The organism is Streptomyces sp. CoH27 (assembly GCF_020181035.1).
Lineage (GTDB): Bacteria > Actinomycetota > Actinomycetes > Streptomycetales > Streptomycetaceae > Streptomyces > Streptomyces camelliae.
In genome coordinates this window covers 49,433-75,484 of sequence record NZ_JAIQYY010000001.1, presented here as the reverse complement: position 1 = coordinate 75,484, position 26,052 = coordinate 49,433, and the positions used below count along the sequence as shown (strand labels likewise).

The window sequence follows — 26,052 nt, the reverse complement described above, 5'->3', positions numbered from 1 at the left end:
GTCCCCGGACGGCAGGGGTCGAACGGCCCTGATGAGGCGCACCCCGGACCCGCACGGGCCGGCTCGGCCCGGCCGGTGCGCCGTCCTCCCGCCCCGGTCACACGAGCCCCGCCCCCAGCGGACGACCGGCCGCCCCCGGCAGCACGTACCCCACCGCCGAACCCCGGTGCTCGATGAAACGGCTCAACTCGTCACGCTCGGCGAGCCGTTGCTGGACCCGGACGAAGAGAGCGGGGTCGCGCATGTAGGCAAGGAAGAGCAGGCCGCGGTCGTCGGCTCCGTTGTCGTAGGAGTAGCCGCGCCGCAGCATGCGGGCACCGCCGTCGAGGTGCGGCGCGGCCGCCCTGATGTGGGCGTGCGGCGGGATGACGTAGCGGCCCTGCGGGGTCTTGGCGAACATGTCCGGCCGGTCGCGCTCACGGCTGCCGCCGAGCGGCGCGCCGTCGGCCCGGTGCCGCCCGATGACCTCTTCCTGGCGGGACAGGGGGAGCGCGGCGAAGTCTGCCACGCCGACATGGACGCGGCGCACCACGAGGTAGGTGCCGCCCCGGGAGTCCCACACCCAGTGTTCGCACTCCTCGGGAGCCGGGTTGGCGGTGCCGTCCTTGAAGCCGAGGACGTTGCGCGGGGTCTGCCCGGGCGGGGTGGGCGGCAGGAAGCCCGGCTGGCGCCAGCGGACGCCTCCGGCGGTGCGGCGGGTGAGCTCGCCCGCCGCACCCGCGACGGTGGCGGGGTCGGCCGCGCAGAACTGGACGAGGAGGTCGCCACCGCAGCCGGCGGGGTCCAACCGGTCCCCGGCAAAGACCGGGAGGTGCGGGACGCGGGCGGTACGGAGCAGACCCGGTCCGACGGCGACCGTCACGGTGAGCGCCGCCCGCCGGGCCTCCTCCACGAGGCCGGGCAACGCGCTGGCGAAACGGCCGAGGGTGGTGCGCAGCGCGGCCGGCCGGGGTTCGGCGAGGTCGTACGCGAGGAGGAGGACGTGGCTCTGCTGCGGTGTGCTCACCCCGGCCTGGCGGTCGCCCGCGAAGGGCCGGACGCGGGCGGCTTCCCGCGCCCGTCGGGCCACCGCGGACCCGTCCGGGCCGGACCGCGGCAGGCCCCCCGTGGAGGCAGCCCGGCCCTCCGGCGCCTTGCCGCACCCGGACACACCGGCGCCGAGTGCGGCGGCTCCGGCCGACCGGACCACCGTCCGACGGGAGAGCGCGCCCGGTTCGCCACCCGGCTCGCCGCGCGGCTCCGCATCAGCTGGCGTGTCGAAATTCGCAAACCTCCTCATCGGCATGAAAGGGACGATACATCTGCGTGTCATGCGATCGAATCTCATCCAACGAGGCATGGCGCGCCGCGTGGTGTGGCCGGCCATGGTGCTGCTGCTGGGCCTCGCCGGGGCGGCCGGGTGCAGTGGGCGGCAGCCGGCAGCTGGCCCGGCAGCCGGTCCGGCCGGCGGCGCGACCGGCGGCGCGGCCCGGGCAGGGGCCGGGGGAGCGGGCGTGGTGCGCGTGCCGCAGGACACCCGCTCCCTGCAGAAGGCGATGAACCGGGTGCGTCCGGGCGGCCTCGTCCTGGTCTCGCCGGGCGTGTACCGCGAGAGCGTCACCATCGCCAAGCCCCGTGTCGTGCTGCGCGGTACGGACCGCTCGGGTGTCGTCGTGGACGGCGAGTTCCGCCGCCCGAACGGCGTCACCGTCACCGGGGCCGGCTCGGTCGTGGAGAACCTGACCGTGCGCAACCACCTCGCCGACGGCGTGCTGTTCACCGGCGTCACCGACGCCCGCCTCCAGGCCGGCCGCGCGGGCGGCTCCGCCCACGACCTCCAGGACACCGAGAAGTTCCCGCCCTTGCAGGGCTTCCGCGCGTCCTACGTGACCGCGTACGACAACGCGTTGCACGGCATCTACGTCTCTGACGCCCAGGCCGGCGTCATCGACCACTCCTACGCCTCCGGACAGGCCGGCTCCGGCATCTACGTCGGTCGGTGCCAGCCCTGCTGGACGGTCGTGCGGGACAACGTCACCGAGCACAACGCGGTCGGCATCGAGGTCACCAACGCCTCCGAACAGCTGTGGCTGCTGGGCAACCGGGCATCCCGCAACCGGATCGGACTGACCGTCAACTCCAACGACGTGGGGACCCTGGGCCCCCAGCACGGCGCGGTCGTCGCCGGCAACGCCTTCACCGACAACAACGACGCCGACAGCCCGAACCAGGCAGACGTCGGCTTCGGCATCGGGATCGGCACCGGCGGCGGACGCGACAACCTGTTCCAGCAGAACCTGGTCTCCGGCAACCGCGCCGCCGGGATCGCCATCAGCGACGTGCAGGGCTACCCCGCCACCGGCAATGTCGTAAGGGACAACTCGGTCACCCTCAACGGCACCGACCTCGTCCTGAGCGCGGCCGACAGGACCGGCAACCGGCTGTCGGGCAACGGCAGGGCAGTGGTCGCCCGGCGGCTGACGGCGGTACCGGAGCCGCCGGGCGTGTCCTTCCAGAACGTCCCCGCACCGCCGGCGCAGCAGCCGATGCCCCAGGCGGCCACCCAGCCACCCCAGCCGGCCGTCGGACTGCCCGGCACGGTGGAGGCCCAGTCGTACCGCATCCCGAGGTCCGGCTGACCGGCACCGTCGTACGCCGCCGAACTCGGCCGGCCGGCTTTGCCGGTCGCGTCGCCCTTGATCACCAGCGCCGCCCGCGCGGGCCGTCCGCATCACCGTCTGTCCCGCGTCAGCGCCCGCCGCCACCTGGAACCCTTCCGAGGGTGAGCGCCGGGATCAGTACAGCTCCACGCAGTCGTAACTCAGGCCCGGACTCAGACAGGCGCTGCCGCTCGAACCGCTGATGACGTTGATGGTCAGCGTGTTGGTGCCGACGACGAAGGCGCCCGCCGGGACGGAGTAGGTGAACACGGTGTTGTTGCCGCGGTAGGTGCCGATGGTCAGGCTGCGGGACCTCGGCTGGCCGGAGGCGCCGGGCGCGGCGGAGGTCCAGTCGTTCACGGTGATCTGGGGGCGGCCGCCGGCGTAGGCGGCGGTGATGCCGATGCGGACCGTGCGGGCGGCGATCTGGGCGGAGGTGAGGGTGAAGACGACCTTGGTGGGGTCGTTGACGTCCTTCCACTGGTACGCCGGGAAGTCGGCGGCTGTGTTGCTGCCCGCCGCGTAGGTCGTCGGGCCCCAGTTGCTCATCCGGGCGTCGGACGGGTGCATGGACGTCAGCCGGGAACCGTTCTTGAACGACGTCGGTGTGCCGTTCCACTCGCCGATCCGGAAGAGGGCGGTCGGGGTCGTCCAGGCGGAGGTGATGTTCTGCCCGGTGGTGGCGGCGCCCGCACTGACCGTCACGGTGCGCGTGGCGACGGCGAGTTCGTCCTGGTACAGCGTCTGGGTGTATGTCCCCGGCTTCATCATCGGGCTGCTGAAGTTGCCGGTCGACGCGTCGGGCGTGCACCAGTACTGCGCCGTGGCGCTCGCGAAACCGACCAGGGCGGTGGAGCCGCTCGCCACCCCGGACGCCTTGCCGCTCACATAGCCGCGCCCGGAGTCCGCAACCGCGCCGCGCAGGCCGAGCCCGTACAGGAACCTCATGTCGGGTGCGCTGGGCGTGCTCGTGCCGCCGACCATCAGCGCGTACGGCCCGTACAGGACGCCGAGTCGCTGGCTCTCCGTCTGATTGTGGGCGGAGAACAGGTAGTTGTAGAGCTCGATCGACGAGTCCGTGCCCTGCTGCTCGATGTCACGGAAGAAGGGGCCGCCGGCGCTGCTCTCCCGGTTGCCGTACACCATGTGGACGCCGATGCCGTTGCCCGTGACGCCGCGCGGGGTCAGTTCCAGGGCGCGGCGGTTGGAGTAGTACTTCGAGCGGGTCTGGCTGCCGACCTGGTAGATGTCCGAGGACTCGATGGCCGTGCCGCCGCTGATGTCGGACGAGGTGGTGATGCCGCTGAGGACGGAGCGGTTCAGGTACTGGATCCAGCGCAGTTCGCCGCCGCCCGCGGAGTCCACGTAGGTGGCCATGTAGATCGTGTTCTGGCCGCTGACGACGACGCAGTAGTGGATCAGGGTGCCGCTGCCGTACCAGTTGGTGACCGACTCGGTGACGATGATGTGGTTGCCGGTCTGCGTGGCGGTGACGGTCGCCGTGCTGCCGAGACCCGACTCGACGTGGGAGCCCTTGGTGCCGGAGGGCTGGAGTTCGGTGCCGTTGTAGTTCAGCGAGGTCATGTCGCCGTTGCTCTGGCTGATCTTGAAGCTCAGCCCGGCGCCGGTGTTCACGGTGTAATAGCCGCCGCTGCTGGTGTAGCCGAAGCCCGCGGCCTGGGCGGGCACCGCGGCCGTGAGGACGGCCGCGCCCGCGCCGCCGAGGGGGACGAGAGCGGCGGAGGCCGCGAGCACGGATCGTCTACTGATGGCCAATTCCGGTTCCTTTCATGGGGGTTGGAATCCGGGGGAGCGCAGAGAACGATGGGGAAAGCGCTTACTGTCAGCGGGGCAACGTAGCAACGCCCGTCACGCACGTCAATCGGCGGCAACCCTTGCGGGGCGGCCGGCAACTGCACGGCATCAACGAGTCGGAGGCAGACATGACTTCACGCAGACGCCGCACCACACGCCGTACCGTCATCGCCGCGGCCGCCGCCCTGGGCGCGGCCGCTGTCGCCGTGCTCGCGCCCGGTTCCTGGGCGGATCCGGCCGGCCCGGCCCCGGCCGCCCGGGCGGCGGTGGCGTTCGACGGCGCGGTGGGCTACGGCGCGTCGGCCACCGGGGGAGCGGGCGGGACCACGTACCACGTGACCAACCTCAGCGACTCCGGCAGCGGTTCGTTCCGGGACGCGGTGAGCGCGCCGCACCGTACCGTCGTGTTCGACGTGGGCGGCTACATCACGCTGAACTCCGCGGTGTCCGTGGCCGACGACATCACCATCGAGGGAGACACCGCGCCCGGCCAGGGCATCGGCCTGCGCGGCAGGGAGGTGTCGTTCTCCCACTCCTCGAACGACATCGTGCGGTACGTCAGATTCCGGGAGGGCACACTCGACCCGGCGAACGGCAAGGCGAGCGTCGCGCTCGCCGACGCCAGCGACATGATCTTCGACCATGTGTCGGTGGAGTTCGCCAAGTGGGACGACATCGACGCCGTGGGCGCGAAGAACATCACCGTGCAGAACTCGATCATCGCCGACCCGATCGGGCAGCGGTTCGCCGCGCACACCGAGGGCGGACCGTTCACCTGGTACCACGACGTCTTCGCCAACGCGCACAACCGCAACCCGCTGGCCAAGGCCGACACCCAGTTCATCGGCAACGTCGTCTACGACTACCAGGGCGGCTACACGGCCGGGAACTCCGGCGGGACCTTCCGGCACGACGTGGCCGACAACGCCTTCATCGCGGGACCCGTCACCGGCACGGCGTCCAACGCCTACTACCAGATGGCCCATCAGCAGGTCTGGAACAGCGGCAACGTCCTGGACGGCGACGCCGACGGCCAGCTCGGCGGCACGCCACTCGGCGTCGGCGCGGGCGCCACCGCCCTCACGTCCCCCTGGTCGTCCGCCACCGCACCCCTCGTGGCCGCCGCGGGCACTGCGCAGCACGCCTACGCGTACGACATCGCCCAGGCAGGCGATCTGCCCCGGGACGACGTCGACTCCCTGGTGATCGCCGACGTCACCTCGCTCGGCACCAGCGGACGGCTGTGGTCGTCGCAGAGCCAGACCGGTCTGGACAACGGCGGCTACGGAACCATCACCGGGTAGGTCTCCGCCACCGGACCAAGAGGCCGACGCGACGGCGCGCAGGGCTGTCGCACATGGACCTGCATCCCGACCAGCTGCCGTACCACGTGCTGTGGCAGGACGTCCGGCGGCTCAGGGCCCGTTCGGCCGGGTCACCGGCCGCACCCGGGAGATCACCCGGGAGGACAGGCAGGCCTGCGGGGCGGGTCCGCGCGCGGACGTCCTGCGCCGGGCGAGCGTGCTCGGCCAGACGCTCCGCGACGTCGAACCGGCCCTGCGCAGGACCGAACCCGCGGGCGAGGGCGGTGCTGGGGACGTCGGAGACGGACGGCGGCGGCCCGGCGGGCGGCCGCTGCCGCCGGTGTCCACCCGGCCGGGCCGTGGTCGCGGCTGAGCGGGCGGTGCAGCCGCTGTGGGGGAAGAGCGTCTGACCGCAGCAGCAGTTCCACGTCGTCCTGCCGGCGCGGCCGCGCAGCCGGCCGGAGCGACCAGCGCCTCCCCGGCATGAAACGGCTCCGGCCACGCGGCCCCGTCCGCCGGCCATCGCGGATCGCCGACCGTCCGGTGTGCACGACGAGGACGGGCACCGGCGGGCCGACGGGCGGGGGTGCCACGTCGGACACCCTGCCGCGCGTGCCACCACCACATGGCCGGGATCGGAGCCGCTGCCGGGCCAGGCACCGCAGGTGAGGCCCGATGTGCGACGCACTCACGTCACCGGAGTGCTCGAAGCCGCCGGCGTTCGAAGGGCTCGTCCCGGAGTCGCTACAGGGGTGGGGGAGCGGCCGTGGCCGTGGCCGGGCGCTCCATGGCCGGGACCTCCTGCGCGGGACGGGGGCGCCGGCGCAGGCCGACGACCAGGCCGAGGACCAGGACGACGATGCCCAGCCACACCGACGGCCTGGGCGCACCGCTGCCCGAGACGGCGCCGACGACCGCCGCGGCGAGCGGCGCGATGCCGGTGAGCAGCCCGGCTCGCCCGGCCCCGACGGCGCGGACCGTCGAGTACCACAGGACGAAGGCGACCGCCGTCACCATCAACGCCAGATAACCGACGGCCGCCCATTGAGCACCGGTCAACTCCCGTGCGGCCGACGGTCCTTCCGACGTCACGCCGAGAACGGCCAGCAGCACGGCGGCCAGCCACGTCGCGTGCACGGACACGCCCCACGGCGCATGCCGGCGCAGCACCGGCACCGCGAGCAGGGTGAACGCGGCCTCGCAGCCCAGGGCCAGCACCGCCCAGGCCACCCCGACGGCATCGGTGCGGCCCGTGCCCTCCACCAGTACCGCGCCGGCCATGACGACAGGTGCGGCCAGCAGGACCTGCCGGCTCGGCCTGCGCCGCTCCAGCACCGGCCCCACCACCCCGAGCACCACCGGTACGCATGCCACCGCGACGGCGACCACCGCGGGCTCCGCGTGCGCGACACCGCGGACCACGGCCACGTTGAACAGCACCAGTCCGGTGACCGCGATCCCGGCCAGCCACAGCCACTCCCGGCCGCGTGGCCACATCAGGCGGGCACCGGTGAGCCGGGCCATGACCAGCAGGATCGCGGTCGCGGCCGCGTACCGGATCGCCTGACCGGTGAACAGCGGGGCGTCGACGAGGGTGCGCGAGACGGTGACGCTGCTGCCGACCAGCGTCATCCCGGCCATGCCCGGCACGAGCCGGGCGAACGATGCGGAAGGTGTTTCCATACCGCCTACGCTGCCGTCACCATGGACGTCATGGACAGGTCCACCATGCCCCCGGCCCAGGGGTCCAAAAATCCACGCCCGGCGACGGCGGCGGACAGCTCGGGGGACCGCACGCGGGCCTCAGGAGCGGCCGTCGGCTCGGACTTCCTCCAGCTGGACATCGGTCAGGCGCCGCCCGGCGGGCGCACCGCCTGGCTCGCCGACAGGCTGCGGTCGGCCATCGCCGACGGCCGGCTGCCGGTCGGAGCGCGGCTGCCCGCCAGCCGCGTGCTCGCCGGGGAACTGCGCGTCACCCGGGGCGTGGTCACCGAGGCCTACCGGCGGCTCGCCGAGTCCGGTCAGATCGCCGGTCGCGGCCGGCTCGGCACGGTGGTCGTGGCGGCCCCCGCCACGCCCCGTGAACGGGCCCGCGACACGGCGGAACCCGGGCCCGCAGCCGGCTCCGCGCCCAAGGAGTCCGGGGCCGGCCCCGCATTCTTCGGCAACGTCGACCGCGAGGGTGTCGTCGACGCGCTGCGCGCCCTGCCCTGCCGCATCGATCTCTCCCCGGGCGTCCCCGACCTCGCCGCGTTCCCCCGCGCCGGCTGGCTGCGCGCCGAACGCGCTGTCCTCGGGGCCGTCACCCCTGCCGACTTCGGTTACGGGGACCCCCGGGGTGCCCCCGCCCTCCGCCGGGCCGTGGTCGGCTGGCTGGCCCGCAACCGCGGCATCCGCGCCGACCCGGACGAGGTGGTGGTGGTCGCGGGTGTGGCCCAGGCCCTCGGCCTGCTCGGGCAGCTCCTGCGGGCGGACGGGATCCGGCGCATCGCCGTCGAGGACCCCGGCTCGCTCGGGGCGCGCCAGCAACTGGAGTACAGCGGACACGAGATCGTGCCCGTCCCCGTGGACGCGGGCGGCCTGGACGTCGCGGCGCTGCGTGCCGGAGGCGCCCGGGCGGTGGTGCTGACCCCGGCACACCAGTTCCCCACCGGAGTCGTCCTCGACGGGGAACGCCGCCGCGAACTGCTGAGCTGGGCGGCCGACGGCGGGGTCGTGATCGAGGACGACTACGACGCCGAGCACCGCTACGACCGCCCGCCGGTGCCGGCGCTGCGCTCGCTGCTGCCCGACGGTGTCTGCTACGCCGGCAGCGTCTCCAAACTGCTCGCGCCCGCACTCCGGGTGGGCTGGCTCCTGGTACCGGCGGACCGGCTGGACGCCCTCGTGACGGCCAAACGCTACGCCGACCTCGGCAACGGCATCCTCACCCAGCTCGTCCTCGCTCGCCTGATGGACTCGGGTGAGCTGGAACGGCACCTGCGCCATGTCCGGCTGCGCCACCGCAGACGCCGGGACGCGATGCTGCGAGCGATCGAGAAGCACCTGCCCGGCGCCCGCGTCCACGGGGCGGCCGCCGGCCTGCACCTGATGGTCACCTTCGGCGAGGCGCGGCGAGGTGCCCACGGCGGCGGCCTCCGCGACACCGATCTGGCCGCGGCCGCGCTCGCCCGGGGCGTCAAGGCGCACCCACTGTCCTGGCACCGGATCAACCCCGGACCGCCAGGCCTGGTCCTCGGCTATGCGGCAGGCCCCGTCCACGAGATTGACGAAGGCATCGCCACCATCGGCACGGCCCTGCGCGGCCTTCTCCCATGAGACCGGCCTCGAAGGCTATTGCTCTCCGGCGCAACACCCGTGTCGGGCCGGGGCACCCGCATCGGTGTCCTGACGGCAGAAGCAGGACGCCTCGATCGGTACGTCCGCCATCGCTGAGGCGATCTTCAGCTGCTGGGCCACGATCTGTGCCTCTCCCTCCTTGCCGAGCCGCACGAGGCACTCGTGGAGGCCGTGCAGGGCCCAGACGTTGCCCGGATGCTGCAGCGGGCGGGGCAGGGTGTCGTCGAGCCCGAGGTCGGCGCGGTAGACGGCCTCGGCCTCCGCGACCAGCCCCTGTTCGAGGAGCAGTGCGCCGTATGCGTGCCGGGTGGGCTGCATCCACCCCCACGGCTCGTCGTACGGAAGGCTGTCGTCCAGCTCGATCGACCGGCGCAGTGCCGCGAAGGCCGTTTCGTGCCGCCCCTTCCGGTACTCCAGCTCGCCGTCCAGCATGTGCGCGGCGATCGCGAGGATGTCCGCACAGGTGTTGTTGAACAACGTCCGGGACTCGGGGACTCGGGCGACCGCATCGCGGAAGAGCGCACGTTCGGTGGCGGCCTCCTCGATCCTGCCCAGGGCCGACAGAGCGACCCCGCGTGCGTACCGCAGCATCGCCGTGGTCACGCAGTACAGCCGCGCGTCGGCCGGCATCGCAAGCCTCAGGATGTCGTCCCAGCGGCCGAAGCGGATGAGCACGTGCACCCGCATCGCGAGGAAGCCCTCCAGCCAGTCCGCCATGGGAGGGCTGTCCACGCGCAGCAGTTCCTCGGGTACGGCCGCTTCGAGCCGGTCCGCCGTGTCGATCGCGACCTGGAAGCGGCCGAGGAACATGGCGCCGTAGATCTTGAAGTGGTAGTTGTGACACCGGTACAGCGTGTAGAAGTTCATCGCCCCGGCCCTGGTGCGGAACTTCTCGTCGGCCGCGATCGCCTCGGTGTTGTCGGAGACGACACGGCGGTAGTCGCCGCACAGCACCTCCAGGTGGGACGGCATGTGCTGGAGATGGCCGGCGTCCGGCACCAGCCCGCGCAGCCGGTCGCCCGCCGGCAGGGCCGCCTCGGGCGTCGGGGACATCTCCATCAGGTGGATGTACATGTGGAGCAGGCCCGGGTGCCGAGTGCCCGCCTCCGTGGCGATGGCCCGCTCAAGGACCGCCTTGGCCTCGGCGGTGCGCGAGCCCGGGGCCGGCCCGCCCGTGCGGATGTCCCACAGCCGCCAGGGCGTGAGGTTCATCAGGGCATCGGCGTACAGGCTCGCCACGTCGAGGTCGTCGGGGGCCGTGCGATGGACGGCTCGCATGCGGTCGGCGTAGGCGACGTTCCACACCGAACAGTCCTCGGCGTGCGGTGCCTGGGCCCGGGGGTAGCGGGCCCGCAACGCGCCGATGAGGGCCTGTTCGACCGGGGTGGCACCGGCGGCCTTCGCCTGGGCCCGCTGCACGGCGGCGTGCGCACGCTCCACCGTCCGCCCCAGGTCCTGCTCGTCGAAGAACTCCCAGGGCTTGTTGTAGTTGGGACCGAGCGCGTGGGCCAGGCCCCACTCGGCCATGGCGCAGCCGGGATCCGCCGCGACGGCGGCCTCGAAACAGCGGACGGCTTCTTCGTGGTTGAAGGCGTAGGTCCAGTTCAGCCCGCGGTCGAACCATGTCTGTGCCTCGGCGGACGACGTCGTCACGCGCCGGCCGTGGCTGCCGAGGTCGTAGTAGCGCATACGAACCGACCCTAGCGGAGGGCGGCGCGAACACCACCCGGCTCGCGCGGCGTCTTGCAGGGCGGGCACGCACTTGTGCGGTGCGGTGTCGGCCGTGCCCTTGCCGACGCCGGCCGCCTGGTGCAGAACGACGGCCCCTTCGACATGACCTACGCCGCCGTCGTGACCGTCCGGGACAGGTGAGCCGGTCCTCCGGAGGACCGCGTGACCGGCACCGTCCGACGGCTCAAGGGGCGGCCGGCGCGGACCTTCCCTGCTCGCGTGGAAAGGGAGCCGCGCCGGCCTCACCTCATCCCGCCTCCCGCGCATACGGCGCCACGGTGATCCGGTCGATCAGCGGAGCGTAGCGGGAGCGGAGAAGGATGCCGGGGAAGGAGTCCGAGGCGTACGTGGTGCCGTCGAAGTTCGGCAGTTCCTCGGAGCGGAAGGCGATCGTGTTCCGGCCCCTCTTCAGCTGGACCGGGACGGTCAGTTCCCAGAAGTCGTTCTGGTGGAAGGTGTGCGGGAAGCTGACGCGCTGCGTCTCGCCGCCGTTGACGCTGATGTCGGCGTGCCGGGCGAGCGGGTCGGGGTTGTAGTGGGTGGCCTGGGACTGCTCGGGGTTGGAGTAGCGGATGCGCAGCGCGTACAGGCCGGTGCGGTCCGCGGCGACGGTGAAGGCCGCGGTGTTGTCGTTGCCGGGGTCGCCGCCGATACCGGTGATCGCCGTGCCGCCGGTGGCCAGGGACAGCGGGGTGAGGGTGGCCGAGCCCGTGAGTTCGGCGTCCTGCGCCTCGTACGTCCGCGTGGTGAGCGTGCCCCCGGTGGGTGTGACCGTGAGACGGTCGACGAGGGTGGTGGACGAACCGCCGGTCACCGTCACCTTGTTGATCCCGCCGGAGAGCGAGACCGCCACCGCGTGCCGGCCGTGAGTGACGTGCAGTACGTCGTGTCCGTTGACGGAGAGCCGGGCGTCCGCGGTGCCCAGCGTGTCGACCCTGAGGGTGGCCTCGCGGTCGGCGGGGGAGTAGACCCAGAACGTGGCGGTCCCCCTCTTCGGGAGCCTTGCCGCGCCCGAGCCGGTCGCCGGGGTTCCGATGTGTTTCGGCAGGTCGTAGACGGGCCGTGCCCCGCCGCCCAGCCAGGCCAGTTCGCCCTCGTAGACCTGGGTGGCCGCCGCCGCGTCCGGCAAGGACAGGGTGAGGCGGTCGACGATGGCGTCGCCCTGGGTGGCACGCCTGCCGTCGAGGCTCTTGGCGGCCAGCGTGAGGGTGTGTGTGCCCTTGGCGAGGCGGACCTCGGTGTCGGTGTGGTCCCAGACCACCCACTTGTAGCCGAGCGGCAGATACAGCTCCTGCTCGCTGTCCGTCTTGCCGTCCACCCGCAGGAAGACGTTGGTGGGGCCCTGCTCCTTGACCTTGTCGTAGGTGTTGAGGGAGTTGGCGAAGACGCTCAGGTCGTAGGTGCCGGCCTCGGGCACGTCCACGGTGAAGTCGAGGGTGACGTCCGAGCCGGTGCGCAGGCCGCCCACGTCGTAACCGCCCGAGGTGTAGAACTTCGACACGTCGCGCGTCGAGCCCTCCGGGCCGTTCTTCGAGTAGCCGGACCCGGTGTGGGCGGCGTCCTCCGCCTCGTACGACGCCTGCCAGCGCACCGGCGGGGCCTGTGTGCCCTTGGCCTGTCCGGCCGGGCTGAGGACGATCTCGTACGCCGAGGACTCCTTCAGCCTCGGCAGCGCGCCGTCGCCGAAGCCGACGCTCACCGTGCCGTCCTCGCCGACCTTCAGGTTCGTCTCCGTGAGCAGCTTCGGGCCCGAGCTGTCGCCGATCTGCCCGGTCCACTCGATCTCCTTCACCCAGGCGTGCACACGGTCGCCGAAGAGCTTCCTGGGGATGCCCGCGAAGGTGATGTGACCTCGGCCGGTGGAGCCGCCGAAGAGCAGCCGGGCCTGCCGCTTGTCCTCGTCCAGGGTGGCGACGCCCTGCATGGTGTAGTTCTCGCCGGGGAACGGCGGGTTCACCTTCACGGTGTGGCCGCTCATCGAGGCGTACGAATGCAGCAGCCACCACTGGCCGTTGCCGCGGTTCGACTGCACCGCGGAGTCGGAGAGGTTGCCGTCGATGTTCCAGTACGCGATGTCGGCGTCCACCTTGGACTCCTCGATCGCGGACACCCACTGGATCATCTGGCCGGGGACGGAGGTGTGGTAGTTGAAGGCGTACTCGTTGATGTTGACGGGGAGTCGCGTGCCTTCCTTGTCGGTGCCCTTGAACAACTCCTTCTCCCACGCCCGGTACTTGGCGACGCTCTGGCGCACCGCCTCCGGGTGGCTCAGCTCGTGCCAGGTGATGACGTCCGGGAGGGTGCCCGCGGCCAGAGTGTGGGAGAGGAAGCCCTTCACCTGGTCGTACAGGACACTGGTGTTGGGCCCGGCGATGCGGGCGCCGGGCATCCTGCCCTTGATGAGCTTGTAGACCTCGTCCCAGGCCGCGAAGTACTCGTGGGGGTCGGTGAGCCAGCTGACCTTGTCGTAGCTCCACTCGCCGGTGCCGAACATATTGCCCTCGGGCTCGTTGAACGGCACGAAGACGATGTTTTTCCGGTATCGCGCGGGTAGTTGGAGTACCTGGTCGACCTGCTTGGCGATCTTCTCCTCGTAGAGCTTGAGCTTCTCCTGGGGTGTGCCGCCCGGCCACTCGTACGGGAACCCCCGGTGGATGTCGGTCATGTAGATGTACACGTCGCCGTCGGTGGAGTCGGCCAGCGGCTTCACCACCTCCAGCGCGTCGGCACCGGGGTGCTGCGGGCCGTCCTGGGCCTTCGTGGAGACCGTGCGCAGGCCCATGCCCTCGATGAGGTTGTCGGTGGGGACGCCCGGCCCGTACACCCCGTACAGGGTGCCGGAGGCGCCGCCGTGGAACGCGCCGGTGTCCGAGCCGAGGTCGACGGTCAGTTCGCCCTCGCGGACCACGGTGACGGTCGCCTGCACCGCGCGCCCGGCCGCGGTTCCGGCCACGGTGAAGGTTCCCGGCCGGGCGTACTTCTCGGGGGGTACGGCGTCCCAGGCGATCGGCGTGTCACGGTCGTAGCCGTCGGAGAAGGAGGAGCGGACGGCCGCCGGGAGGGGCGGGGCGGTCCCCGTCGTCGTACGGGCCTCGAACGACGTCTGCGAGAGCTGCCGCAGCGTGGGCACGGCGCCGACCGTACCGGCCACCTGCTCGGGGCTGAGCGCCGCGTGCCACACCGTGAAGTCGTCGATCGCGCCCTTGAGCAGCGGGTCCTGGTAGAAGGACCTGCCGATGTAGCCGCCCGCCGTGGCCGCGTCGTCCAGCAGGTCCTTGGCCCTGACGGACGTCTCGGCGGAGGAGACCGCCACGCCGTCGAGATACATGGTGACGCGGCGGGCGGCGGTGTCGAGGGTGACGGTGACGGTCCGCCAGGCGTCGGCGGGGAGCGGCGCGTACCCGGAGACCTGGGCCTCCGCGCCCCCTCCGCCGGTGGTCACGGCGGTGCGCAGAACCCCGTCGCCGTTGGACGGGGTGGTGAAGAGGTACTTGGTGGTGTCGGTGCCCAGATCGAAGATCCGCTGCCAGGGTGATGTGTCACCGCTCCACCTCACGCGGGCCGAGACCGTCAAGTCGCTTGCGTCGCCCAGCACTTGGCGGGGCAGCCGGACATATGCGCCGTCCGAGGCGGACGCCCCGCCGGGCAGGGCGAGCGCCCTGCCGCCGTCCGCGCCCTCGACGGACCGGGCGGTGGAGCCGTTCACCAGTGTCGCCGTCAGGCCGTTGCCGGAACTGTCGCTGATGGTGCCGGAGGTCAGGTCGTCCTGGTCGAAGGTGTAGTGGGCGGCGGGCCGGGGCACCTCGGCCGCCTGCGCGGGGACGGCCGGTGCGGCCAGCAGGCCCGTGCCGAGAGCCAGCGCCACCGCGGCCGGGGCCCGGCGCCGGGCGGATCTGTCAGCGGATGCCATGGATGAGGTCCTCGATCCTTGAGTACGGAAGGCGTGGCCGGGGTGGCGGAGGAACACGGGCGTCGAAGGATCATTGCGTCGAACCGGTTCGCGAAGCTAGCACCGGGCACTCCGACGAGCAATCCCTTCGACGGGAGGTTCTTGCGATCTCCCCTCCGGGTGAAGAAGTCTTCTACCAGGGGGTGTTGACAGGTGCCCGGGCAGTTCCTACCTTCGCTTCTCATCCCCTCCCGCATCCACACGACCGGCGGCCTCTCCCCTTCCGAAGTGTCGAACCGGTTCGAGCAAGGAGTCACCGTGAACATCGGTGAGATCGCCCGGCGGGCCGGTGTCTCGCGCAGCACCGTGTCCTACGCGCTGAGCGGCAAGCGCCCGGTCTCGGACGACACCCGCCGGAAGATCCAGCAGGTCATCGACGAGCTGGGCTACCGTCCCAACGCCAGCGCACGTGCCCTGGCCAACGGCCGGACCAGCACGATCGGCCTGGTGTTCCCGCCGGCCGGCAATCACTACACCGGGATGCAGCTCGACTTCATCGGCAGCGTGGTGGAGGCCGCCGCGGCCTACGACTACGACGTGCTGCTGTCCCCGAGCGGCGTGGACAGCGACCGCTCGTTCCAGCGGCTGCTGGGGGAGCGGCGGGTCGACGGTGCCATCCTGATGGAGATCAGGCTGGCCGACGACCGGGTCGATCACCTGGCCGCGCTGGACTTCCCCGCCGTCGCCATCGGACGTACCGCCCGTCCGGAGAACGGCTGGTGGGTGGGCCTGGACCACACCGCGCTGGCGGCGGCGTGCGTCCACCACCTGGCGGACCTCGGCCACCGCCGGGTCGCCTTCGTCAACCGTCCCGAACAGCTGCTGCGGGCGGGGTACGAGTCCGCGCACCGGGGCCTGGACGGCTTCACCAAGGCCGCGGCCGAGCGCGGGCTGACGGTGCGGACGTACTGCTGCGGGGACGATGCCGCGTCGGGCGAGGCCTGCCTGGAGCGGATCCTGCACGACGACCCGGCCACCACAGCCCTGGTCACGCTGAACGAGGCCGCGCTGGGCGGACTCTACCGAGGGCTCGCCCAGGCGGGCCGCCATGTGCCGCGCGACTTCTCCGTCACCGGGGTCGTGGCCGGCCGCTGGGCGGAGACGGTGACCCCCCAGCTCACGGCGGCGGACGTACCGGCGGCGGAGATGGGCCGGCGCGCCGTCGAACTCCTCGTGGAACGGCTCGGCCATCCCGACGCCCCGCCCCGGCACCACCTCCTGGCACCCCCCATCTCGCTGCGGGCCAGCACCGGGCCCGCTACGGAGTCCTGACCGCACCGCACGAGCAACCCCCTCGCACCTACGTCACCCGCCGATCACCCGTTCGCTCACCGGCGCTGTTCGGCGTGCCCTTTCCGCCCCACCACCCCGTGTCCTCGGCACCCGCATGCCAAGAACAAAGGAACCCGCGATGAACAGCTCCTCCAGACACCGCCGTCTGACCGCGGCGGCCCTCACCGCTCTGGCCGTGGCCGCCGGCGCCACCGCCTGCTCCTCCGGCTCGGGCAGCAGCGGCACCGCGGGCGCCGACAGCGGTACGTACACCGTCTGGGACCCGTACCCGCAGTTCGACAAGGGCTCGGCGTGGGCCAAGCTGCTGGACCAGTGCGGCACCAAGGCGGGAGTCACGATCAAGCGAACCGCCTTCGACACCAGCGACCTGGGCAACAAGACGCTGCTGGCGGCGCAGCAGGGCAACGCCCCGGACGTCCTCATCGTCGACAACCCGGTGGTTTCGACCCTCGCCGAGGCGGGCGTGCTCACCACCACCGAGGACAACAAGCTGGACACCTCGAAGACCGACCCCAACCTGCTCGCGGCCGGCCAGTCGGGCGGCAAGACCTACGGCACGCCCATCGGCGCCAACACCCTCGCCCTCTACTACAACAAGAAGGTGCTGAAGGAGGCCGGGGTGGACATCGCCACGGTCAAGGACTGGACGTCGCTGACAGCGGCGCTGGAGAAGGTCAAGAAGGCGGGCAAGAAGGGCATCACGTTCTCGGCGATCGGCACCGAGGAGGGCAGCTTCCAGTTCCTGCCCTGGTTCTGGGGTTCGGGAGCCAAGCTGACCGAACTCGACTCCCCTCAGGCCGTGTCCGCCCTCTCCCTCTGGCAGGGCTGGCTGAAGAACGGCTACGCCCCCAACTCGGTGCTCAACAACACCCAGACCACCAGCTGGCAGGAGTTCGCCAGTGGCGACTACGCGTTCAGCGAGAACGGCACCTGGCAGCTCGCGGGGGCCAAGAAGGCCGGCCTCGACTACGGGGTGCTGCCCATCCCCGGCACCGACGGCGGCACCGCGGCGGCCCCGACCGGCGGCGAGTTCGTCACCGTCCCGGTCCAGAAGGACACCGGCCGCTACACCACCTCCCAGAAGCTCGTGACCTGTCTGACCAGCACCGACAACCTCTACACCACGGACACCACCCTGTCCTACGTGGCCCCCACCAGCGAGGTCCAGGACCGGCAGGTGGCCGCGGACTCCGGGCTGAAGCCGTGGGTGGCCGCGGTCAGGACGGCCAAGGGCCGCACCAGTGACGACCTGGGCACCAAGTACCCCACGATCTCCGAGCAGCTGTGGAAGGCCGTCCAGTCCGCACTCAGCGGATCCAAGTCGCCCAAGGACGCGCTCACTTCGGCGCAGGCCGCGGTCAAGTGACGTGGGCCCGATGAAACAGACGACACATCTGCCGGATCACCGTTCCACGCCCGCCCGGGACGGGGCGGTCGCCGCCCCGTCCCCGGCCCGCGGCGAGCAGCGCCGCCGGCGCCCCTCCACACAGTGGGCCGCCTGGGGATTCCTCACCCCGGTGACCCTCTACCTCGTCCTCTTCTACGCCTATCCGCTGTACCGCAACATCGACCTGAGCCTGCGGAACTACACCGTCCGCTCCTTCGTCCAGGGCGACGCGCCCTTCACGGGCCTGAAGAACTACCGCACCGTCCTCGACGACCCGACGTTCGCCCCGGCCCTGCTCCACACCACGGTGTTCACCGCCGTGTGCCTCGCCTTCCAGTACGCCATCGGGCTCGCCCTCGCCGTCTTCTTCAACCAGCACTTCCGGCTGTCGGCCACCCTGCGCGCCCTGTTCCTGGTGCCCTGGCTGCTGCCGCTGATCGTCTCGGCCTCCACCTGGTCGTGGATGCTCAACAGCGAATCCGGCGTCGTCAACGCCGTCCTGCACGCCGTCGGCATCGGACCGGTGAACTGGCTGACCTCGCCCTCGTGGTCGCTGACCTCCGTGATCATCGCGAACATCTGGATCGGCGTCCCCTTCAACCTGGTGGTGCTCCACAGCGGCCTGCAGTCCATCCCCGCGAGCCTGTACGAGGCAGCCGCCCTCGACGGGGCGAACGCCTGGCAGCGTTTCCGGCGCGTCACCTTCCCGCTGCTGCGCCCGGTGTCGGCGATCACCCTGCTCCTGGGGCTGGTCTACACGCTCAAGGTCTTCGACATCATCTGGATCATGACCAAGGGCGGCCCGGCGGACTCGTCCACCACCTTCGCCACCTGGTCCTACCAGCTCGGCTTCGGCAACCTCCTGCCGGCCTTCGGCCCCGGCGCGGCCGTCGGCAACCTGCTCGTCGTCGCCGCCCTGGTCTTCGGCCTGGTCTACGTCCGGGCGCAGAGAAGGCAGGCGCTGTCATGAGCCGAAGCGGCAAGCGCACGTGGGTGAAGACCACGATCGGCGTCCTGCTGACCGGGATCATGCTCTTCCCGGTCTACTGGATGCTCAACGTCTCCCTCACCCGCGACCAGGACATGCGGAAAAGCCCGCCGGACCTGCTGCCGCTGCACGGCACCCTGGCCGGCTACCGCACCGTCCTCGACGAGCAGCTGCCCTACCTCGGCACCAGCCTCGTCATCGGCCTGGGCACCGTCGCCCTGACCGTCGCCCTCTCCGCCCCCGCCGGCTACGCCCTGGCCAAGCTGCGCCCGCGCGGCGCCGGCATCCTGAACTTCGTCCTGCTGGCCGCCCAGATGATCCCCGGCATCATCATGGCGATGGGCTTCTACGCCATCTACCTCCAGCTCGGCCTGCTCCAGTCCGTCCCCGGCCTGATCGTCGCCGACTCCACCCTGGCCGTTCCGTTCGCAGTCCTGATCTTCACGGCGTTCATGTCCGGCATCCCCGCGGAACTGCTCCAGGCCGCGCAGGTGGACGGGGCAAGGGCCCTGCGCACCTTCTGGTCCGTCGTGCTGCCGATCAGCCGCAACGCCGTCGTCACGGTGTCCCTGTTCGCCTTCCTGTGGTCCTGGTCGGACTTCGTCTTCGCCAGCACTCTCGTCAACGGCGGCGCCCACGAGCCCATCACCCTCGGCATCTACCACTACATCGGCAACAACAACCAGGAGTGGAACGCCATCATGGCCACCGCCGTCGTGGCCTCGCTGCCGGCCGCGGTCATCCTCGTCCTCGCCCAGCGCTACGTCGCCGCCGGCGTGACCGCCGGTGCCGTCAAGGACTGAGTTCCCTTCCTCCGTTCGAGTCCCTGTGCTCGGGAAACGAGTTGCACTTCATGACCGCCGCCCGATCCGGCCCGGCCTTCTCCGTCCACGACATCCCGTTCAGCACGTACGGATCCTGGTTCGGCATCTCGCCCGTGGTGGCCGAGAAGACGTACGCCGACGACCTCCACCTCGTCTCGCACCAGAACGGCATGCACGCCGTCCTGCGCCTGGTCGCCCTGCACCCGACGGCGGGCGACCGCGCCGAGACCGGCATCGAGGCGACACCGGGACTGCTCAGCTGGACCGGCACGAGCGGACACATCGACCTCGCCTACGCGTCACCGGACACCGTACGCCTGCGGGGGAGCGGCCTGGACATCGGCGTCTTCGCCGCCGCGCGGACCCTCACCCCGTTCAGCGGAACGTACTTCTTCCGTGATCCGGTGGCGGACGCGCACGTGTTCACGTCGTACGAGACCGGACGCCGTTACCGCGTCACCGTGCTGTCCGGCGCCATCGCCGAGGCGGCCGGAGCCCAGTCCCTGGGCAGTGCCGACCGCGGTATCGCCGTGACCGCGGAGACGGACGGAGCCTGGGAGATCGCGATCGAGGAGCTCGACACCGCCCGCCCGCCGTACACGTCCTCGGCGACCTTCGACGACATCGCGGCGTCCGCACAGGGCGCGTTCGCGGACTTCGTCGAGGCGGTGGCCCCCTGGCGCTCGTCCGCCACCCCGGCGGCCGAACTCGCCGCCTACGTCCTCTGGTCGGCGACCGTACGACCGACCGGGCTGGTCACCCGGCCCGCCGTCCTGATGTCCAAGCACTGGATGGACAAGGTCTGGAGCTGGGACCACTGCTTCAACGCCCTCGCCCTTGCGCCCGGTTGCCCCGAACTGGCCCTGGACCAGTTCGCGCTCCCCTTCGACCACCAGGAGGACAGCGGCGCCCTGCCCGACTCCGTCACCCACTCCGAGGTCCTGTACAACTTCGTCAAACCCCCCATCCACGGCTGGGCCTTCGGCCACCTGCGCCGCCGCCTGCCGACGCCCCTCAGCCAGGCCGAACTGGCCCGGACGTACGACCGGTTGGAGCGCTGGACCGCCTTCTGGCTCGCCGCACGACGAGCGCCCGGGGCCGAACTGGCCCATTACCAGCACGGCAACGACAGCGGCTGGGACAACGCCACGGTCTTCGACCCCGAGCGGGTGGTCGCCACGGCCGACCTGTCCGCCTTCCTCGTCCTCCAGCTCCGGGAACTCGCCGAACTGGCAACAGAGTTGAGCAGACCGGACGAGGCGAGCCGATGGACGCGAGCGGCCCAGGAACTGCTGACGGCACTGCTCGACCAGCTCTGGTCCACAGACAGGTTCGTCGCCCGGGGAGTCGCGACCGGGGACACCTGGAGCAGTGCCGGCCTCCTCGACCTGATGCCCGTAGTGCTCGGCGAGCTCCTGCCCGACGAGGTGGGCAGCGCGCTGGCCGACCGCATCACGGCCCATCTGACGCCGTACGGCCTGGCCACCGAGCTGACCACCTCGCCGCACTACCTCGCCGACGGCTACTGGCGCGGCCCGGTCTGGGCGCCCGCCACCGTCCTCGTCGAGGACGGCCTGCGCCGCGCCGGCCACCACCAGCTGGCGGACGACATCAGCGCCCGGTTCCGCTCCCTGTGCGAGACCCACGGCTTCGCCGAGAACTTCGACGCACTCACCGGTACGGGCCTGCGTGACCGCGCCTACACCTGGACCGCCAGCAGCTACCTCCTGCTGGCCGAAGCACACGCACACCGAGAGAGCCGCTGAGCGGCCGCCTCCCACGAAGCCCCGGGGCCGGACGGGCCCCGGTCAACCTCCTCCCCCCAGGAGCCGCACAATGAAGTCGCCCATGCCCCCTCCACGATCCACGACCCGCACTCGCTGCCGAGCGATCTCCTCCGTCGCCGTCCTCATGGCCGCCCTGGCCTCGACCCTGGTGCCCGCCGCCCCCTCCCAGGCCGCGGACACCAGCGTCACCGTCGACTTCGCCACCGCCGGCGGTGCCCCCACCTACCGGGCCTCCGGCATGATCTACGGGATGACGCCGAACGGCTCGCTCCCGCAGGATCACTTCTTCAAGGACATCAAGTGGCACTTCATGCGGGCCGGCGGCGCCCAGCTCAACAGCGGCGGCTACGGCACCAGCCTCGCCGACTACCAGACCCGCTGGAACGCCACCCTCGCCCAGTACAAGCGCACCAAGGCGCTCGGCGGCACCTTCATCCTCCTCCCGCACGACCTGTGGGGCGCTGACAGCACCACGACCCAGCCCTTCCCCGGTGACAACGGCGACTGGACCCAGTTCGACAACTTCGTCAACCAGCTCTTCTCCGACGTCAAGGCCAACAACATGACGGTCCAGTGGGACCTCTGGAACGAGCCCAACGGCCAGGGATTCTGGCCGCGGCCGGAGAGCCAGTACCTCCAGATGTGGTCCCGCTTCTACGCCGCCGTCCGCGCCAACTTCCCCGGCCAGCTCATCGTCGGCCCCAGCTACTCCCAGCACCCCGAGAACAACACCTGGTGGCAGGCGTACCTGCCCTACGTCAAGACCAACAAGGCCGTCCCCGACATCTGGAGCTGGCACGCCGAGGCGGGCGACCCCGTCGCCGACGCGAGCGCCATGGACAGCCTGCTCGCCTCCTACGGCCTCACCAATCAACGGCCGTACCAGATCAACGAATACGCCACGCGCGTCCAGCAGACCCCCGGCGGCGGCGCCTGGTACATCAGCCGTCTGGAGCGGGCCGGCGTCGACGGCCTGCGCGGCAACTGGGCGTCGGGCACCGCCCTGCACGACTACGAGGCCAACCTGCTCACCAAGAACAGCGCCGGCCAGTACCTGCCGCGCGGTGAATGGTTCATGTACCGCTACTACGGCTCCCAGACGGGCAATGTCGTCAAGCTCGTGCCTGGCACCAACACCGACGGCCTGGCGACCAAGGACAACACCGCCGAGAACGCCAAGATCCTCATAGGCAGCAACGGCAACACCGGCAACGTGACTGTCAACCTCAACCGGCTCGACACCACCTCGGTCGTGGAGAACGGCAAGGTCCGCGCCGTCATCCAGCGCCTCCCCAACGGCAACGGCGTCGCCGGACCCACCACCGTCTCCGACACCGACCTGACCGTCAGCAGCAACGCCGCCTCGGTGACCCTCCCCTACACCAACGCCACGGACGGCTACACCATCACCCTGCTCCCGCCGTCCAACACCACCGTCTCGACGGTCGCGGTCAGCGAGAACAGCGGGCAGTGCCTGGACGACACCAATCTGAGCACCGCCGACGGCACCCAGTACCAGCAGTGGTACTGCGAGGGCGGCTACCAGCAGATGCTCGACCTCAAGCCGGTCAGCGGCAAGACGAACACCTACACCGTCGTCAACGAGCTCAGCGGCAAGTGCCTCGACGTCTCCGGCGCATCCACCGCCGACGGCGCCGCCGTCATCCAGTACACCTGCAACGGCGGCACCAACCAGCAGTTCACCCTCAACCCCGTCACCGCGCTCGGCAACAGCAATGACTACCAGCTGACCGCCGTGCACAGCGGCAAGTGCGTCGACGTCAGCGGCATCTCGACCTCGGCCGGCGCCCTCGTCCACCAGTGGACCTGCGACCCGGCCAGTGCCCTGAGCGCCAAGAAGAACCAGATCTGGCGGCTGTCCGGCAAGAGCTGACGCCCGTGGCCGGTTACCTCTCCCTCGGTGACGTCACGGGGACACCGTCTCCGGGGTGACGAGGACCGCACCCCGGGGGCCGGTGGCGCGTGCCGTGGCTTCCCACAGGGTGGTGGTCCGTACGTAGCCGTGAACCACCGAGGTCATCGCCAGAACGACGAGTGGTCCGGACACCCACGGATGGTGGGCCATCTCCAACGGCAGAAAGCGATAGGACGCCAGGAGCGCGGCGAAGACCGTCGCGCCGTGGGCGACCAGCTGTGTTCCCGACCGGTCCCAGCCACGTTCGAGCGCGCGCAGAGCCGCCTCGACGGTGAGTGCGAAGACGGCGCCGGCGACGAGGTCCACGCCGTAGTGGTACCCGAATCCCAGCGTCGCGCCGAGCGTGGCGATCAGCCAGAACGTGCCCGCGAACCGCAGAATGCGCGGGCCCTTGCGGGAATGAATGAAGATGGTGGTGGCCCATGCCGTGTGCAGACTGGGCATGCAGTTGCGCGGGGTGATCTCGTCGAACGGTATGGGGTGCGGAGCATGCACCGGCGGCGGTGTGTGGGGCCAGACCTCGGCCACCGCCCAGTGCCCGCCTTCGGTGCCGTACGCGAAGACCGGACCGACCACCGGGAAGATCATGTAGACGGCCGGACCGAGAAGGCCGATGACCAGAAAGGTGCGCACCAGATGGTGGCGCGGGAATCGGCGCTCGACCGCCACGTGGCGCAGCTGGTACATCGCGACGACGACCGCGGCCACCGCGAGCTGGATGTAGACGTAGTCGAGCACGTGGGAGCCGATCGGACCGCTGGCCCTGACGATCCGGCCGGCCAGCCATGACGGGTTGCCCAGCGCGTGATCGGCGGTCGCCGCGTACTGGTCGAGCACCGTAGGGCGGGTCCTCGACGTGATCAGCAGCCAGATGTCGCCGGCCTTGCGGCCGGCCACCAGCAGCAGGCCGAGCCCGACACCCTTCAACAGCAGGACCCGTTCCCGCCCCGCGCGGCGCGTGACCGCGATGACAGCGCAGCCAAGGATCACCCACAGCGCGCCGTTGCCGAAGGGGTGGCCGTCGGCGACTCTGATGCCCAGCGCCCACCGCACCAGGAAGACAACGAGGTCGATGCCGATCGCGGCACCCGCCGCGATGAACCGCTCCCGCCAGGTGAGTACCACCATCGTCAACGCCATGCTGGCGTACAGGAGGAAACCCGATTTCGGCGGGAATATCACCTCTTTCACCTGATTGGTGATCGGCCCGGGCAACCCGTAGTGACGCGCGGCGATTTCCAACGTGACGAGGAATCCGACGGTCGTCGCACCCGCCGTGGCCCACAGCAGCGTTCGTGGCTGACGCCACCCGGCGGGCTTGATTCTGCTGTCGATTCGCGAAAACAACCGCGATGTTATGGATGTCAATTCTCTAGCCGATGTGTGAAGGACGAGCGGTGAGGACGCCCGTCGTGGGGTCGATCATGCTATCGGAGCGGCACGACAGCGGGCCCCGAGCGGCATCGGACATCCCTGGGACGCGGAAAACTGCGCCGACCAGGACTCACCCGGGGGCGTCTGCTCAGCAGCCGCTGTCGGCGAGGACGAAGTAGCCCGGGGACGTCTCCCTCAGGGTGTGGGTGACGGCGACGTTGTACAGGCCCATGTTCTGGTCGGAGCCGTTGGCGTAGGTGTAGCCGCCGCTCTGGTGGGCGCGGCCGGCCGCCACCTGGGTGTAGTTGTTGCCGGTGTAGCACCGGGGTGCGGCGCCGGTCGTGGTCGCCGTGACCGGCGTCGAAGGGGTGCCGGCGGCGCCGGTGGAGCTGACCGCGGCGACGCTGTACCGGTAGGAGGTGCCGGGGGACAGACCGGTGTCGGTGTACGAAGTGCCCGTCGCGGAGCCGGTCTTGGTGCCGTCGCGGTAGACGTCGTAGGAGGCGGCGCCGGCGACGGCGGTCCAGGACAGTGACGCGCCGGTGTCGGTGGTGCCGGTGACCGTCACCCCGGTCGGCGCCGGCAGGCCGCTGCTGCCGGAGCCGCCGCCGGAGCCGTCCAGGCCCCAGAACTTCGCGGTGTAGTAGCTGGAGCAGATGGAGGTGAGGTAATAGGTACCCGCGCTGCCGCACTGGTCGGCACCCGAACCGGGGTTCACGGCGAGGCCGTGGGTCATGCCGGAGACCGAGAAGAGGGCGACAGCGGGCTTGCCGGAGGAGTCGTCGTAGATGCTCTCGGTGGTGCCGCCCGTCACGGCCCGGGTGCTGGAGGCCGTCTGGCCGATGCCCCACACGTCGGTCCACTGATCGCGCAGCTCGGTGCCGTTGACCGGGGTGACGGTGGTGTCGGACGTGCCCTGCCAGATCGCCACCCGCGGCCATGACCCGGTGTATCCGGGGTATGCATTGCGGACCTCGTCGCCCCACTGCTGAGGCGTGAGGTTCTGGCTGCTGTACTGGCATCCGGAGGCCGCGCTCTGCGTGGTGGCGCACTGGGCGGGAAGCCCGGAGTCGACGGCGCCGGCGGCGAACACGTCCGGGTAGTCGGCCAGCAGGTCGGCCGTCATGCCGCCACCGGCGGACAGGCCGGTGACGAAGACCCGCCCGCGGTCCGAGCCGTACTGCGCCACGGCGGTGTCGACCATCTGCCTGGCCGAGGCCGCCTCGCCCTTGTCCCGGGTGTCCTTGGCGGAGTCGAACCAGCTGAAGCAGGACAGGCTGTTGTTGGCCGTGCTGGTCTGCGGGTAGACCACGGCGAAACCCCACTCGTCGGCGAACTTCTGCCAGCCGGAGTGCGTGTGGTAGTCGCTCGCCGACTGGGTGCAGCCGTGCAGGGCGACGACCAGCGGGGCGTCGGCCGGGAGGTTCGCCGGCGCGTACTCGTACATCGCCAGATTGCCGGGGTTGGAGCCGAAGCTCGTGACCTGCTGGAAGGTGCCGGAGGCCGCGGCGGCCGGGGTGGCGGGTGCGAGGGGGGTGACCAGGCCGAGGCCCGCGGCGAGGGCACCGAGCGCGGTGGTCGCAGCGGTGCGCCTGAAGATTCTGCGCACGGTGGAGGCATGCATGGGGCGGCTCCGATGAGTGGGGGAGAGGGGCGTACGGGCTTGCTGGATGCGGACCGTACGAC

Annotated in this window: 17 protein-coding genes; 10 read left to right on the top strand and 7 right to left on the bottom strand. The window is 71.1% G+C overall.

Annotated features, from left to right (window positions below; genetic code table 11):
• Positions 1-97 precede the first annotated feature (97 nt).
• Entirely contained in the window at positions 98-1,189 is a 1,092-nt protein-coding gene (locus LE548_RS00290) for a Dyp-type peroxidase (RefSeq protein ID WP_225094526.1), read from the bottom strand.
• Between the two features lie 121 nt (positions 1,190-1,310).
• Here LE548_RS00290 and LE548_RS00285 point away from each other — a divergent pair, with 121 nt between their 5' ends.
• Positions 1,311-2,618, top strand: a complete 1,308-nt coding sequence (locus tag LE548_RS00285) for a nitrous oxide reductase family maturation protein NosD (protein WP_225094525.1) — start codon at positions 1,311-1,313, stop codon at positions 2,616-2,618.
• A 156-nt stretch (positions 2,619-2,774) separates the two neighbouring features.
• Here LE548_RS00285 and LE548_RS00280 read toward each other — a convergent pair whose 3' ends face one another.
• Positions 2,775-4,415 carry a rhamnogalacturonan lyase B N-terminal domain-containing protein gene (locus tag LE548_RS00280; protein WP_225094524.1) on the bottom strand — a complete coding sequence of 547 codons (1,641 nt, stop codon included), beginning with the start codon at positions 4,413-4,415 and terminating at the stop codon, positions 2,775-2,777.
• A gap of 167 nt (positions 4,416-4,582) precedes the next feature.
• Between LE548_RS00280 and LE548_RS00275 the strand changes: the two genes are divergently transcribed.
• Together LE548_RS00275 and LE548_RS00270 are read left to right on the top strand one after the other, a co-directional pair.
• Complete coding sequence (locus tag LE548_RS00275) at positions 4,583-5,758, top strand: hypothetical protein (protein ID WP_225094523.1); 1,176 nt, start codon at positions 4,583-4,585, stop codon at positions 5,756-5,758.
• Positions 5,759-5,849: 91 nt separating this feature from the next.
• On the top strand, positions 5,850-6,131 hold the full coding sequence (locus LE548_RS00270; protein ID WP_225094522.1) for a hypothetical protein: 282 nt from the start codon (positions 5,850-5,852) through the stop codon (positions 6,129-6,131).
• 371 nt (positions 6,132-6,502) lie between these two features.
• On the opposite strand, the gene LE548_RS00265 is transcribed toward LE548_RS00270, so the two are convergent.
• The gene (locus LE548_RS00265; protein WP_225094521.1) at positions 6,503-7,441 is read right to left on the bottom strand and encodes a DMT family transporter; all 939 of its coding nucleotides are present in this window, start codon (positions 7,439-7,441) and stop codon (positions 6,503-6,505) included.
• A gap of 21 nt (positions 7,442-7,462) precedes the next feature.
• On the opposite strand from LE548_RS00265, the gene LE548_RS00260 reads away from it, so the two are divergent.
• Entirely contained in the window at positions 7,463-9,076 is a 1,614-nt protein-coding gene (locus tag LE548_RS00260) for a PLP-dependent aminotransferase family protein (protein ID WP_225094520.1), read from the top strand.
• 15 nt (positions 9,077-9,091) lie between these two features.
• Here LE548_RS00260 and LE548_RS00255 read toward each other — a convergent pair whose 3' ends face one another.
• Entirely contained in the window at positions 9,092-10,786 is a 1,695-nt protein-coding gene (locus LE548_RS00255; RefSeq protein WP_225094519.1) for a hypothetical protein, read from the bottom strand.
• Between the two features lie 289 nt (positions 10,787-11,075).
• Entirely contained in the window at positions 11,076-14,738 is a 3,663-nt protein-coding gene (locus LE548_RS00250) for a LamG-like jellyroll fold domain-containing protein (protein WP_225094518.1), read from the bottom strand.
• A 297-nt stretch (positions 14,739-15,035) separates the two neighbouring features.
• Between LE548_RS00250 and LE548_RS00245 the strand changes: the two genes are divergently transcribed.
• The 6 genes from LE548_RS00245 (at position 15,036) to LE548_RS00220 (ending at position 22,950) form a co-directional block, all read left to right on the top strand.
• On the top strand, positions 15,036-16,049 hold the full coding sequence (locus tag LE548_RS00245) for a LacI family DNA-binding transcriptional regulator (RefSeq protein WP_225094517.1): 1,014 nt from the start codon (positions 15,036-15,038) through the stop codon (positions 16,047-16,049).
• A 139-nt stretch (positions 16,050-16,188) separates the two neighbouring features.
• Positions 16,189-17,436 (top strand): sugar ABC transporter substrate-binding protein, encoded by a 1,248-nt coding sequence (locus LE548_RS00240; RefSeq protein WP_225094516.1) that lies wholly within the window; start codon positions 16,189-16,191, stop codon positions 17,434-17,436.
• Between the two features lie 10 nt (positions 17,437-17,446).
• Positions 17,447-18,427 carry a carbohydrate ABC transporter permease gene (locus tag LE548_RS00235; RefSeq protein ID WP_225094515.1) on the top strand — a complete coding sequence of 327 codons (981 nt, stop codon included), beginning with the start codon at positions 17,447-17,449 and terminating at the stop codon, positions 18,425-18,427.
• Positions 18,424-19,248 carry a carbohydrate ABC transporter permease gene (locus tag LE548_RS00230; protein WP_225094514.1) on the top strand — a complete coding sequence of 275 codons (825 nt, stop codon included), beginning with the start codon at positions 18,424-18,426 and terminating at the stop codon, positions 19,246-19,248. The genes LE548_RS00235 and LE548_RS00230 overlap by 4 nt, the downstream gene beginning before the upstream one ends.
• Positions 19,249-19,298: 50 nt before the next feature.
• Entirely contained in the window at positions 19,299-21,035 is a 1,737-nt protein-coding gene (locus LE548_RS00225) for an amylo-alpha-1,6-glucosidase (protein WP_225094513.1), read from the top strand.
• Positions 21,036-21,117: 82 nt separating this feature from the next.
• The gene (locus LE548_RS00220) at positions 21,118-22,950 is read left to right on the top strand and encodes an RICIN domain-containing protein (RefSeq protein ID WP_225094512.1); all 1,833 of its coding nucleotides are present in this window, start codon (positions 21,118-21,120) and stop codon (positions 22,948-22,950) included.
• A gap of 33 nt (positions 22,951-22,983) precedes the next feature.
• Here LE548_RS00220 and LE548_RS00215 read toward each other — a convergent pair whose 3' ends face one another.
• Both LE548_RS00215 and LE548_RS00210 read right to left on the bottom strand, forming a co-directional pair.
• Positions 22,984-24,315: a phosphatase PAP2 family protein gene (locus LE548_RS00215; RefSeq protein WP_374116010.1), complete on the bottom strand. Its 1,332-nt coding sequence runs from the start codon at positions 24,313-24,315 to the stop codon at positions 22,984-22,986.
• Between the two features lie 199 nt (positions 24,316-24,514).
• A complete protein-coding gene (locus LE548_RS00210; protein ID WP_225094511.1) occupies positions 24,515-25,990 on the bottom strand; it encodes a PHB depolymerase family esterase in 1,476 nt (491 codons plus the stop codon).
• Positions 25,991-26,052: the final 62 nt, after the last annotated feature.